Origin of the sequence: Kitasatospora sp. NPDC008050 (assembly GCF_042957465.1) — a bacterium.
GTDB lineage: Bacteria > Actinomycetota > Actinomycetes > Streptomycetales > Streptomycetaceae > Kitasatospora.
Map to the genome: position 1 here is coordinate 101023 of NZ_JBIBIJ010000025.1, position 12951 is coordinate 113973.

General features: G+C 72.6%; 10 protein-coding genes. 5 read left to right on the forward strand and 5 right to left on the reverse strand.

Annotated elements, in window-relative coordinates; all coding sequences use genetic code 11:
• The 3 genes from ACFZB9_RS33540 to ACFZB9_RS33550 form a co-directional block, all read right to left on the reverse strand.
• On the reverse strand, positions 1 to 2655 hold the full coding sequence (locus tag ACFZB9_RS33540) for a SpoIIE family protein phosphatase (protein ID WP_391453530.1): 2655 nt from the start codon (positions 2653 to 2655) through the stop codon (positions 1 to 3).
• Between the two features lie 118 nt (positions 2656 to 2773).
• The gene (locus ACFZB9_RS33545) at positions 2774 to 3385 is read right to left on the reverse strand and encodes a GDSL-type esterase/lipase family protein (protein WP_391453531.1); all 612 of its coding nucleotides are present in this window, start codon (positions 3383 to 3385) and stop codon (positions 2774 to 2776) included.
• Positions 3386 to 3517: 132 nt separating this feature from the next.
• Positions 3518 to 3907: a lytic transglycosylase domain-containing protein gene (locus ACFZB9_RS33550; protein WP_391448536.1), complete on the reverse strand. Its 390-nt coding sequence runs from the start codon at positions 3905 to 3907 to the stop codon at positions 3518 to 3520.
• Between the two features lie 598 nt (positions 3908 to 4505).
• Between ACFZB9_RS33550 and ACFZB9_RS33555 the strand changes: the two genes are divergently transcribed.
• The 3 genes from ACFZB9_RS33555 to ACFZB9_RS33565 all read left to right on the forward strand — a co-directional run bounded on the left by ACFZB9_RS33555 (position 4506) and on the right by ACFZB9_RS33565 (position 8151).
• Positions 4506 to 5024 carry a signal peptide protein gene (locus tag ACFZB9_RS33555; protein WP_391453533.1) on the forward strand — a complete coding sequence of 173 codons (519 nt, stop codon included), beginning with the start codon at positions 4506 to 4508 and terminating at the stop codon, positions 5022 to 5024.
• A gap of 50 nt (positions 5025 to 5074) precedes the next feature.
• Positions 5075 to 5821 (forward strand): (2Fe-2S)-binding protein, encoded by a 747-nt coding sequence (locus ACFZB9_RS33560; protein ID WP_391453535.1) that lies wholly within the window; start codon positions 5075 to 5077, stop codon positions 5819 to 5821.
• A gap of 155 nt (positions 5822 to 5976) precedes the next feature.
• Positions 5977 to 8151, forward strand: coding sequence for an MMPL family transporter (locus ACFZB9_RS33565; RefSeq protein WP_391453537.1), 2175 nt, complete (start codon positions 5977 to 5979; stop codon positions 8149 to 8151).
• A 238-nt stretch (positions 8152 to 8389) separates the two neighbouring features.
• Here the strand turns inward: ACFZB9_RS33565 and ACFZB9_RS33570 are convergent, their stop codons facing one another.
• Positions 8390 to 10024, reverse strand: coding sequence for a flavin-containing monooxygenase (locus ACFZB9_RS33570; protein WP_391453539.1), 1635 nt, complete (start codon positions 10022 to 10024; stop codon positions 8390 to 8392).
• A gap of 280 nt (positions 10025 to 10304) precedes the next feature.
• On the opposite strand from ACFZB9_RS33570, the gene ACFZB9_RS33575 reads away from it, so the two are divergent.
• Together ACFZB9_RS33575 and ACFZB9_RS33580 are read left to right on the forward strand one after the other, a co-directional pair.
• Entirely contained in the window at positions 10305 to 10862 is a 558-nt protein-coding gene (locus ACFZB9_RS33575) for a GNAT family N-acetyltransferase (protein WP_391453540.1), read from the forward strand.
• Between the two features lie 104 nt (positions 10863 to 10966).
• Positions 10967 to 11668, forward strand: coding sequence for a DUF3592 domain-containing protein (locus ACFZB9_RS33580; RefSeq protein ID WP_391453542.1), 702 nt, complete (start codon positions 10967 to 10969; stop codon positions 11666 to 11668).
• Positions 11669 to 11910: 242 nt separating this feature from the next.
• Here the strand turns inward: ACFZB9_RS33580 and ACFZB9_RS33585 are convergent.
• A partial coding sequence (locus ACFZB9_RS33585; protein WP_391453544.1) for an IS701 family transposase occupies positions 11911 to 12951 on the reverse strand: 1041 nt, incomplete at its 5' end.

Sequence of the window (12951 nt, forward strand, 5' to 3'; positions counted from 1 at the left end):
TCAACTGATGGACTGCTCGCACCAGATGGTCTTGCCGCGGGCGTGGTAGCGGGTGCCCCAGCCTTCGGTGAGCTGGGCGATGAGGAACAGGCCGCGGCCGCCCTCGTCCTCGTCGGCGGCGTAGCGCAGGTGCGGCGAGGTGCTGCTGCCGTCGGAGACCTCGCAGATCAGCGAGCGGTCGAGGAGCAGGCGGATCTGGACGGGGTCGCCGGTGCCGTAGCGGATCGCGTTGGTGACCAGTTCGCTGAGCACCAGCTCGGTGGTGAAGACCTGCTCCTCAAGGCCCCAGCGGGTGAGCTGTTCGGTGGCCTCGGCGCGCACCCGCGCGACGGCGGAGGGGTCGGCGGGGACCTCCCAGGCGGCGATCCGGTCGGGGGCCATGAGGTGGGTGCGGGCGACGAGCAGGGCGATGTCGTCGCGCTGGTGGGCGGGCAGCAGCGCCTCCAGGACGGCCCCGCAGATCTGCTCGGGAGTGCGGGACGGGCCCGCCAGTGCGGTGGCGAGCAGGCTCAGCCCGGTGGCCGTGTCGCGTTCGCGGTCCTCGATCAGGCCGTCGGTGTAGAGCACCAGGCAGCTGCCCTCGGGCAGGTGGAGTTCGGCTGCCTCGAAGGGCAGGCCGCCCACGCCGAGTGGCGGGCCCGCGGGCAGGTAGGGGAAGGTCACGGTGCCGTCGGGGTGGACCACCGCGGGCAGCGGGTGTCCGGCCCGGGCGATCGTGCAGGTGCCGGTGGTCGGGTCGTAGACGGCGTAGAGGCAGGTGGCGCCGGCGACGGTCGGTTCGGCCTCGGCCGCCTCCGGGCGGCGGTCGATGCGGGTGACCAGCTCGTCGAGGTGGCCGAGGAGTTCGTCCGGTGGCAGGTCGAGGGTGGCGAAGTTCAGCACGGCGGTGCGCAGCCGGCCCATGGTGGCGGCGGCGTGCAGGCCGTGGCCGACCACGTCGCCGACCACGAGCGCGACCCGGGCGCCGGAGAGCGGGATGACGTCGTACCAGTCGCCGCCCACGCCGGTCTGGGCGGGCAGGTAGCGGTGGGCGACGTCGAGGGCGTTCTGTTCGGGCAGGTCGCGGGGGAGCAGGCTGCGTTGCAGCGCGACGGCCACGGCGTGTTCGCGGGTGAAGCGGCGGGCGTTGTCGATGCAGACGGCCGCCCGCGCCGCCAGCTCCTCGGCCGGGGTCAGGTCCTCCTCCCGGAGTGGCTCGCTGCTGTGCAGCCGCCAGAAGTTGACCACGCCCAGCAGGACGCCGCGGGCCTGGAGCGGGACGGTGATCAGTGACTGGAGGCCGTGCTCCAGGGCGGCCCGCACGCGTTCGGGGTCGCCCGCGCGCCACTCGGTGGCGGCGGACAGGTCGGGGACGAGGACGGGCCTGCCGTGCACGAAACCCCGCGCCATCGGCGTGGCCGGCAGGTACCGGTGCACCTCGCCCACCCGGTAGAGGGGGTTGGGGTAGGGGCCGCTGTACGCGACCCGGCACAGCTCCGGTGCTTCGGTGTATCCCCCGGGCTGCGGCTCGTCGCCGCGCAGGACGGGTTCGGCGAGGTCCACGGTGACGTAGTCGGCGAACCGGCCGGCGGCCAGCTCGGTGAGCTCCTCGGCGGTGCGTGTGACGTCGAGGGTGGTGCCGATGGCCACGCTCGCCCGGTAGAGCAGGCGCAGCCGGCCCTGGGCCGCCTCGGCCTGGCCGGCGAGCGCGCGCAGCTCGGTGGAGTCGCGCAGGGTGGCCACGCTGCCGGTGGCGCCCGTGCCGTCGCTGGTGGGCCGGTTGTTCACCGCCAGCAGCCGCTCGCCGACCGGGATCACCTCGTCGGTGGCGGGTCGGTGGGAGACCAGGAGCGCGGCGATGCGGGGGTCGAGGCCGAGGTCGGCGACCGACCTGCCCTCCACCGTCGGGGGCAGGTCGAGCAGCCGGCGCGCCTCGTCGTTGGCGAGCCGGATCCGGTCGTCGGCGTCGACGATGACCACGCCCTCGCGCACCGCGTGCAGGACCGCGTCGTGGTGCTCGTACATCCGGGCCAGCTCGGCGGGGTCGAGGCCGCGGGTCTGGCGCAGCAGCCGCCGGCTCACCAGCGCCGTGCCGGCCACCGCCAGCACGAGCGCGGCGGCCCCGGCACCGAGGATCACCGGCAGCTGCTGGTTGATCGCGCCGCTGATCTCGCCGACCTGGAGCCCGGCCGCGACCAGGCCCACGACGGCCCCGCCCTCCGTCACCGGGACGACGGCCTGGACATCACCGTTGGCGGGACCGCTGACGGTCTCGATGGTGGTGTGGCCGCCGAGCGCCGGTGCGATGGTGCCGATGAACTTCTGTCCGATCCACCCCGGGTTCGGGCTGGTGTAGCGGATGCCGTCCGTGTTCATCACGGTGATGAAGTCGAGCCCGCCGGTCTTGCGGGCATCCTCGGTCAGGGGCTGGAGGACGGCGGTCGGGTCGGGGGCGCGCAGCGTGGCCGGCAGCCCGGGGGCGTGGGCGAACGCCTCGGCGGCGGCCAGCGAGCGCGCCCGGGCAGCCTGCAGCCGGTCGTTGTGCGCCTTGAGGACCAGCGTGATCACCGCGGCCACGACGAGCAGCACCACGATCAGCACCTGGAGCGCGAACATCTGACCGGCGAGGCTGCGGACACCGACGGCCGGTACCTGGCGCCGCGGGAGTCGGACCATACCCCCTGTCTACCCGCCCTCCACGAGCCGACGGCCCCCACCACGCCGAGGGCTCACACGACCGCGTGACGACCGGCGCGACGGTGGGCGCGACGGTCCGGGAGCGCGCCGCCGCCGGTCAGCGGCCCGGGTGGGCGATCCATGCGTGCCACGGGCCGGCGAGGACGATGTCGGCCAGCCGCTGGTAGCCGCCGGCGCCGGGGTGGGCGCCGTCACCGGCCATGGCCTCCCCGGCCCAGGTGGGATCGTCGGCCAGTGCCCGGGTCGTGGCGATGAACGGGACGCCTCGCGACCGGCAGCGGGCCGCCATCTCCTCGGCGAGCTCCGTGGTGCGCCGCAGATGCTCCGCACCGGCGTCGACGACCGGCGGGGGACCCACTACCAGTGCGGCGACGGACCGGCGCCGGCTCTCGTCCAGGAGCGCTGCGAGGTTGTCCAGGCAGCGGGTCGCGTCGACGCGCGGGCGGCCGTCCTCCTCGACCATGTCGTTGCTGCCGACCGAGACGACCAGCCGGTTGTCGGCCTCGGGCAGGGTGCGGCTGCCGACCTCCGGCCAGCAGCGGCGCAGGACGTCCTCGGAGGTGTTGCGCCTGATGCCGAGGTTGAAGGCCGTGATGTCGCCACGGGTGGCCTGGAGCACCCGGCCGACCCAGCCCCGGTACTGCGGATCGCCGATGCCCTGGACGAAGGAGTCACCGATGAAGCACACGCGTATGTCCCTGCTGCTCATCCGGCCAACCCTACGGGCGTGCCCCGCACGGGACTGTGGCGCGGTGGCGGCAATGCCGAGGGGCCCGGTACGCGTGCTTCGCGTACCGGGCCCCTCGGTTGCGGCCCCGTGTCGGGGCCGGTGACCAGGCGATCAGTAGTTGTGGTGGATCTGCCAGTAGGCCCAGGCCTGGTTCGGGCTGCCGTAGCGGCTGTTCATGTAGTCGTACGTCCACTTGATCTGGGTGGACGCGTTGGTCTGCCAGTCGGCGCCGGCGGAGGCCATCTTGTTGCCGGGCAGGGCCTGGCCCAGGCCGTAGGCGCCGGAGGAGGGGTTGGTCGCGGTGACGTTCCAGCCGCTCTCGTGGGAGACGATCTGGTCGAAGGAGGCCAGCTGGTCGGCGGGCACGATGGCGGCGGCGATGGACTGCGGGGTCTCGGCCGAGGCGACGGTGGGGGCCACCGCCGCGCCGATGGCGACGATGCCGGCGGCGGAGGCGAGAAGGGCGGCGGACTTGCGCATGCGGGTGGAGATCACGGGCATGTGGAGTTCGACCTCAATCAGTTGGGTGCCTGGCCCCAGCAGGGTCCGCAGGCCTGGCAGGGCCTGTCGGGGTCCGGGGTTCGGCGTGGCGCTCTGCTGTGGAGAGAGCGCCGGGCGGGAGTTGCGACGGTGGGTTCGACCTCCGCCGCATCTGACGACTTCGCCATTGTTAGCGGGGTCCGGGGCCCGCTCCAAGGGGCGCTGATACGACGCTGCGTCGTAGCCGGCGGCACCCCCGCCAGCCGTCCGGTCGGGCCGAATACCCGGGCTCCGGGGGTTCAAACATCGCCCTCGGCTGCGTTCCACCGTTCTGGATCACGGCTGTGACCTGCACGGATGCCGATCGGCGCGATGGCCGTGGGAATCGGCGCGGTTGGCGGTGAGCGTGGGTGGAACCGGCCCGGTGCTGCTCCAGGAAGGGGCTACTAGGAAAGGTAGTGGGCTCCCAGGGCGCGTGAGTAGCGTCACGGGTCAGCGCGGCTGGGCGCCCGGTTTTTACCGATTCGGTATGAATTTCAGGGCCGGGAAAAGCGGCGGCGGCTCGGTGGGGCGTCCATGCTGGTCGTATGACTCGACGAGTCGAAAGGGGACTCACAGCATGCTGTCGATGCGTAACCGTCTGGGAGTAACCGCAGCCGCCGCAGTCGCTGCTGCCGCTGCCTTCGTTTCAACAGGGCCGGCGATGGCGGCGGGGCAGCAGGTGGCCGCTCCGGCGTCCGCCGGCGTGCAGGGCCGGGTCTCTGCCGTACCGATCGACTTCGTGGACATGCCCGCAAGCCCGCTGGCGGCCGGCCCGCAGGCGCATGACTACACGGTCACCTACCGCAACAGCTCGTCGACGGACCGGATCGTGGCCCCGCAGCTCCTGGTGGAGTCGCCGAATGCCGGTCCGTTCCTCAAGCCCTCGGACATCAAGGTCCAGCAGCTCACGAGTACCGGGCACTGGAGGACCGTGCGGCTCGCCAGCCAGACCGGGACGCTGTACACGGACCTGTCCCACGTGAAGCACCGGCTGCACAGCGGCGAGACCCTCACCCAGCGCTACCGCCTCGTCGTGCTCACGGCAGGGGCCGCCGGCACGGTCGCGCCGCGGGCCGCGATCTTCGGAGCGGTATGACCGAGCCGGAACGTCGGTTCGTCACGACGCAGCCGGAGCCGAGAGCCGCGATGCCGGAGAGGATCGCGGCCCTCGGGCCGTTCTTCGCCTTCGAGACGCACGCCCCCGGCCCGGTCGAGGGGCCCTGGCGGAGCATGGGCGAACTGCTCGACGAACCCTCGGTGTTGCGCGACCGGGTGGCCGCCGTGCGCGGCTACCTGGCCGCCGGCGGCGGGCAGCCGGCCGAGGCGGTCGAGCTGCGGGTGGCCGCCTCGGTGACCCAGCTCGGCCTGGCCTCCCGGCTGCTCTCCCCGGGCTTCGCCGTCGCCGCGCTCACCGGTGCGGTGCTCTCCTACGGCCTGCGGGACGCCAGATGGCAGCCGACGCCCGGCAGCCTGTTCCCCCTGTCGCTGCCCGACCGGACGGCCGCACCGGTGGCCGACCCGGCCGAACGCGCGGCGCGGCTGGGGAGGGAGCTGTTCGACGGGCCGATCCGCGAACTGGCGGCGGCCACCGGCGGGTTCGCGCTCTCGCCGCGCATCCTCTGGGGCAACGTCGCCTCGGCCGTCAACGGCGCGGCCTCGGCCATCGCCCGAACCGAACCCGAACTGGCCGGGGAGGCACGGGAGTTCGCTGACCGGTTGCTCGAACAGCCGCCCCTGCGCGGCGCCGGCGGCCGGACGGACGACGGCAGCGGGTTCCGCCGCCGCAGCTGCTGCCTCATCTACCGGGCCGCCCCGGACCGCGCGGGCGCGCTGTGCGGCGACTGCGTTCTCACCTCGCCGCCGCGGACCCGGGCCCGTTCCGCGCCCAGCTGATCCGACCTGCTCGCACGGTTGCGGGCGTTGCGGCTGAGCGCGGGCGGGCAGTAGCGGCAGGCCCCGGAGGATGAGGCCCGGCGTCCCACCGGGCAGCACCCCGGACGGCCCAGCCCGGCGGGCTGACGGACGGCGCGGCGTGTGACGGTGGGCGCGTGTCGACCTACTTGTTCCGCCTGGCCCAGTGGGCGTTTCGGCGCCGGCGCCTGGTGCTGAGCCTGTGGCTCATCGCCGCGGTCGCCACGATCGCCGTCTCGGTCGCGAGTGGTGGTAAGACGAACGACAACTTCACCATCCCCGGTACCGAGTCGCAGCGGGCGGTCGATCTGCTCAAGGCGAAGCTGCCGGCCCTGGCCGGAGGCCAGACGCAGGTCGTCTTCGCCACGCACGGGGCGGCCAAGGTCACCGATCCGGGGCCGCGGGCCGGCATCGAGGCCGCGGCCGCCAACCTGGCCAGGGTGCCGCAGGTGGCCTCGGCCACGAACCCGTTCCAGGCGAAGGCGATCTCCCCGAACGGCCAGGTCGCGCTCGGCCAGGTGCAGTTCACCGCGCAGCCGGCCGATGTGAAGGACGCCACGCTGGACGCCGTCCAGGTGGCTGTCGCTCCGGCCCGAGCGGCGGGTGTCCAGGTCGAGTACTCCGGCAGCGTCTACCCGGGGTGGCGGGTCGTCCCCTCGGAGCTCCCGGAGATCATCGGCCTGGTCGTCGCCTTCGTCATCCTGGTGATCACCTTCGGCGCGCTCGTCGCCGCCGGCCTGCCGATCCTCACCGCGATCATCGGCGTGGCCATCACCCTGACCGGCGTCACCGCCCTCGCCTCGGTCGTCACCATCGCCTCCGCCTCGACCACCGTCGCCCTGATGCTGGGCCTGTCCTGCGGCATCGACTACGGCCTGTTCATCCTGTCGCGGCACCGCAACAACCTGCTGCAGGGCCGTGCGGTGGCGGAGTCGGTCAGCCTGGCCGCGGGCACGGCCGGCAGCTCGGTGGTGTTCGCCGGACTGACCGTCATCATCGCGCTGTGCGGGCTGTCCGTCGTCGGCATCCCGTTCCTGACCATCATGGGCCTGGCCGCGGCCGCCGCGGTGGCCATCGCGCTGCTGATCTCGCTCACCCTGCTCCCCGCCCTGCTCGGCTTCGCGGGGGAGAAGGTCACCCACTTCATCAGCACACCGCTGCGCCGCGGGCACCACGAGGAGGTCGCGGTGACGGCGGCCACCGCACCCCAGCGGACCTTCGGGGCGGCCTGGGCCCGTACCGTCGTCCGCTACCGCATCCCGGTCCTGTTCGGCGGCGTCGGGCTCCTGCTGCTGCTCGCGGTGCCGGCCCTGGACGTGCAGCTGGGGCTGCCCAGCGGTTCGTCCAAGCCGACCTCCGACACCTCGCGCCGGGCCTATGACCTGACCACCGCGGCCTTCGGCCCGGGCTTCAACGGCCCGCTCCAGGTGGTCGCGGACGGCGTCACCTCGCCCGTGGCGGCGCAGACCATGGCGACCACGCTGAGCAGGCTCCCCGGCGTCGCGGCGGTGACCCGGGTGGCCCTGACCAACGGCATCGCGGTCATCCGCGTCGTCCCCACCACCGGCCCGAGCGACCCGGCCACCGCCGACCTGGTCCACGCCCTGCGCGACAACCGGGCCGTGATCGAGGGGACGAGCGGCTCGACGGTCCTCATCGGCGGCGTCACGGCCTCGAACATCGACGTGTCCGCCAAGCTGTCCTCGGCACTGCCCGTCTTCCTGGTGGTCGTGGTCGGTCTGGCGTTCATCCTGCTGACGTTCGCGTTCCGGACGATCCTGGTGCCGATCAAGTCGATCATCGGCTTCCTGCTGTCGGTCTCGGCCGCGTTCGGCATGCAGGTCGCGCTCTTCCAGTGGGGCTGGGGTCAGAAGGTCTTCGGCATCACCAAGGCCGAGACGATCAGCTTTCTGCCGATCATCATGCTCGCCATCATCTTCGGTCTCTCCAGCGACTACGAGGTCTTCGTGGTCTCCCGGATCAAGGAGGACTTCACGAAGACCGGCGACGCCCGGGGCGCCGTCGAACGCGGTACCGGCCTGTCGGCGCGCGTGGTGACCGCCGCCGCGCTGATCATGTTCTCCATCTTCGTGGCCTTCATGTTCAGCAAGGACCCGACCATCAAGGCCATCGGCTTCAGTTTCGCGGCGGGTGTCTTCCTGGACGCCTTCGTCGTGCGGCTGACCCTGGTGCCCGCGGTACTGGCGATCGTCCGTTCGAAGATCTGGTACCACCCGCAGTGGTTCGCCAAGTACGTCCCCAACCCCGACATCGAGGGCGAGAAGCTGGAGGAGCAGCTGGCCCGGGAGTAGCTCCAGTACTAACTCGGGCCCGCCGGATACGAATTCGGGGGGCGCGCGGAGTAGGCTGGAACCTGCCGGAGGACTTGCCGGCGAGTCGGCTCCAGGAGGTGCCTATGGAATTCGGCAGTACAGGGTCGCCGATTCTGCGCCTCGTGACCGCGATTTCTTCGCCCGGCTGTTCAGCGGGACATCAATAGAATTCTCACGTGGTCCGCAGGGCGCAGGGGCGGTCCGTTCCGACCAGCGTTCACGTTGGCCGCAGGCCGTTTCCGCGGGACGCGGAGGCGGCCTCTTCGTGGGGGGACCCGGTGGAACCGTCCGAGGGCAGGGGCAGGGGCAGGGGCAGGGGCACGGGTGCGGGTGCGGGGCCGGTCGGGGCGGGCGAGGCGTAGTCGGCGGGGTCGAAGCGGCTCAGCTGCCGCACGAGCCGCCCGGTGGACCAGGGCCAGGCGAAGGTGTTCCGCCCGCTCGGGCTGAAGTAGTAGCTGGTGCAGCCACCGGAGTTGTAGACGGTGGTCGCCAACGCCTCTTGGACCGCCGTGTTGTGCGCGGCCTGCACGGCCGGCCGCACCTCCAGGGCGCCGTGGCCGCTGTGGTCGAGATGGGCCAGGGCCTCGGTGAGGTAGCCGAGTTGGGCCTCCAGGACGGTGATCGCCGAGGTGGAGCCGCCGAGCAGGTTGGGCCCCAGGAGCAGGAAGAGGTTGGGGAAGCCGCTGACGGTGGTGCCCAGGTACGCCTCGGGTTCGTCGCCCCAGGCGTCGTGCAGCGTCCGGCCGCCGCTGCCGTGCAGGTGGCGGGCCAGCGGCAGCTCGCCGATGCGGAATCCGGTGGCGGTGACCAGCACGTCGGCCCGGGTGGTGGTGCCGTCGGCGTCGACGATGCCGTTGCCGCGCACGGCCGTCACGGCGGTGGGGTGCAGGTGGACGTGCGGCTCGGCGAGGGCCTGGTAGTAGGTGCTGGAGGTGAGCAGACGCTTGCAGCCCAGCCGGTAGGTGGGCGTGAGCGCTCGGCGTAACTGCCGGTCGCGGACCGCGACCCGCAGGTGGGCACGTGCGCCCGCCTCCAGGAGGCGGGCCAGGCCCGGGTGGCGAAAGGCGTATCCGAAGCCCTCCTGGAGGGCGTACTGCCCGGCGCGCAGCGCATTGCGGGAGCCGGGCAGCCGGTCGAGGAGCCGGTTGACGGAGGGGGGTACCGGCAGATCGGGTTTGGGGAGCACCCACTGGGCCGTGCGCTGGAAGAGGTGCACGGCGGCCGCTCGGGAGGCGAGGGCCGGGACGAGCTGGACGGCGGACGCCCCGCTGCCCACCACGGCCACCCGACGCCCCGTCAGGTCGATGTCCTGGTCCCACTGGGCGGTGTGCAGCACGGGCCCGTCGAACTCCGCGACCCCGGGGACGTCGAGATGGCGCGGTACGTGCCAGGGCCCCGTGGCCAGGACCAGGACCGCCGCGCGGTAGGGGCCCTCGCTGGTCTCCACCAGCCAGCGCCCGGCCGCCGGATCCCACCGGGCTCCGTGGACCCGCACACCGCAGCGCAGCACCTCGCCGAGCCCGTGCCGCTCGGCCGTCGCCCGCAGATAGGCGTGGATCTCCGGCTGTTCGGCGAACACCCTGCTCCAGGCGGCATCCGGGGTGAACGAGTAGCTGTAGAGCGTCGAGGGCACATCGCAGGCGCAGCCCGGATAGGTGTTCTCCCGCCAGGTGCCGCCGAGTTGGGGCCCCTTCTCCAGGACCAGCACATCGCGCACCCCCGCCCGGCGCAGCCGGACCGCGGCGCCGATGCCCGAGAACCCCGCACCGACGACCAGGACCCGTACGTCCCTCCCGGGCCGGGTGGCCTGAGCCGGGATCACGGCGCTGGTCCGCGGGGCGGTATCGCTCATCGGTGCCTCTGACTTCCGTAGCGCAACAGGACGGATCCGGCGCGGAGCGTGCCGGAGTCGTGCCCTGGAGAACGCGGGAGGAGGCCGGAGGTCACCCCCTCGCTCCGGCTCCTGGCAGGTCCCCGTGGACGCACTCCCGCCGTGCCGCTGGCTTGCGAACGTTCGTACGGGAAAGGCGCACTGATGCGACGGGCTGCCGCGCCGCGTACTCCTGGTTCGCCTCGCTCGCCCTGCGGTTATTCCCTCGTCAGCGTGCGTGCCGAGGTGAGAGGCTCCTGCCATGTTGATCGAGTTGATCGGGACGCCCCGACTCCGGCTGCGCCGCTTCGGCCCCGAGGACGCCGCCGCGCTGGCCGCCTACCGCTCCGACCCGGCGATCGCCCGCTACCAGGGCTGGAGCGCGCCCGTCACCTCGGCGGCCGCGGCCGAGCTGGTCGGCGAGTTCGCCGCCGGGGACCCCGGGCGGCCCGGCTGGTTCCAGTACGCCGTCGAGCTGCGGGCCACCGGGGAACTGGTCGGCGACGTGGGGGTGTGCCTGGCGGAGAACCTGCGGCAGGCCGAGCTCGGGGTCACGTTCGCCGCCGAGCACCAGGGGCACGGGTACGCCACCGAGGCGCTGCGCGCGGTGCTGGCCGACCTGTTCGAGCGGCGCGGCCTGCACCGGGTGTCGGCGGAGTGCGACGCACGCAACCTGAGGTCGGCCCAGCTGCTGGAGCGGGTCGGCTTCCGCCGGGAGGGACTGCGCCCGGACCACACCTGGCTCAAGGGCGAATGGACCGACGATCTGCTCTTCGGCCTGCTCGGCGCGGACTGGACCCCGCCCCCGCCGACCCGGTAGCAGGCCGGCCACCCGCGAGGTGGCGGCAACCGGTAAGCGTTGCTGAATGCGGGGGTGAGCAACGCTGTCTGTCGCCCGACGCGTCCCCCTGCCAGCCTGGCCGGGTGACCACGATCGAGGACGAGCGACCCCCCACCCCCGAAGACCGGCGACTGCCCGCTGCCCTGGCCGACGGGGCCCACCCGCCCAGGCGGACGCGCGGGTGGGCCCGCGGCACCGTCCGCACGCTCCAGGGCCTGGCCGGCGCCGCCGTCCTGGTGGGCGCGCTGGTGACGGCCTTCGCGCGGTGGGGATCGGACACCTGGTACGCCGGCTGGGTCGGCGCGGGCATCGCGGCGGCGCTCATGGCGCTGGCCGCGCCGGTGCGCCTGCTGCTGGCCGGGAGCCCCGGCGGTGTGATCAGCAGGCTTTCCGGCAACGCCATGCTGGCCCTGCTGCTCGCCGTCTTCGCCGGCCTGTTCGCCTTCGGTGTCAGCGGCTGGTGCCACGAGCACGACCGCGACCAGCACGCCACGTTGCGGGTGTCGGCCACCGTCACCGACTGCCGCAGTGGCCCCGACTCCGGCATCGACTGCGCCTACCACTGGTCGGTGGCCGGGCGTGCCTACAGCTCCCGGGCGGGAGCCTCCGACCTGTGGCCCGACGGGCACCGGGTGAGCGTGCGGATCGATCCCGTGCACCCGGAGCGGTCGGTCGTGACCGGCGGCGGCTACTGGGCGTGGTGGTTCGCGGTGGGCATAGGCGCACTCGGCACCCCGCTGGCGCTGGGTGCCTGGTGGCTCATGGAGGTGTCCACGGACGACTGACCGCGCGGCTCTCCCGCTCCTCAACTCCCATACGGCACAGCCTAGGGCTTGCCGGACAAGCCCTAGTACTCCAGCAGGACTTCGACGTTTTGCCTGTTCAGAGGCTGCGCGCGGTGAGTGTAGCGGGCTGATGGCCCATCAGGGGCGGTCTTCATGGGGCCGCCCCTCGATCGTGTGCAGCCGACGCTGGTAGTGACAGCGGCGGGCGACGGCCTGGCGTTGTCGGCGCCAGGTAGACCAGTTCAAGGCATGAGCGCGCGGCGAGCACTGCGGCGGACGTGGGCCGTGGGGACGGCCAGCCGCCAGGAGTCGCCGGATCTCTGCCACGGTGAGGTCCACCAAGGTACGGGAACCGTTTCTGCAGCCCCCTTTGATGCCGCGGCCGCCGCCATCGCGGCCAGGAAGGCGTGAGCGAGCATGGCCAGGGTGATATGCCGCATCCAGCCGGTGTAGCGACGCACCTCGTACTGGTCCAGGCCGCACTCGTTCTTCGCGGCCTGGAAGCACTCCTCGATCGCCCAGCGCATCCCGGCGATCCGCACCAACTTCTCCACGGTCGTGTCGAGTTGTGAGTAGGCGAGGTAGTATGCGATCTCGTCGGGCCTGCTCAGGCTGCGGCGGGCCATCGCCCACCGCTGACGGACCTGGACGTCTCCCTGGTAGTCGAACTCCGCCACGGCTGGCAGTCGGATGGCCGCCCAGTGATAGTCGCGCGGCCCTTTGGCGCCGTTGCCGCACGAGATCCGCTGCCAGGCGTCGGCCGGGGCTTGGGAGAACAGCCAGTCGATGCGTGGACAGCCCACGCTGAACTGGGACTTGGGCACCGCCAGAACGTAGCCGACACCGGACTGTTCCAGCATTCGGCGAAAGCGCCCTTCCTGTCCGTAGGCCGAGTCGGCGGTGGCCCAGGCGATGGGCAGGTCGGAGGCGAGCGCGCGTAGCACCAGGGCCTTGGCGAGCTGGCCCTTGGTGCGGAACTCCCGCTCGTCGGGGATCTTCGCCGCGCGGCAGCGGTCCCGGTCCTCGGTCCAGGATTTGGGAAGGTAGAGCTCGCGGTCCACCAGGGCCCGGCCGCGACTGGTGGCGTAGGCGGCGAAGACCCCGATCTGGCAGTTCTCGGTACGGCCGGCGGTGCCGGAGTACTGGCGTTGCACGCCCGCGGAGGTGGTGCCCTTCTTGACGAAGCCGGTGTCGTCGATGATCAGGACTCCGTCGTTCTCGCCGAGGCGTTCGGCGACGTAGTGCTGGAGCTCGTCGCGGATCTCGTCCGCGTTCCAGCGGGC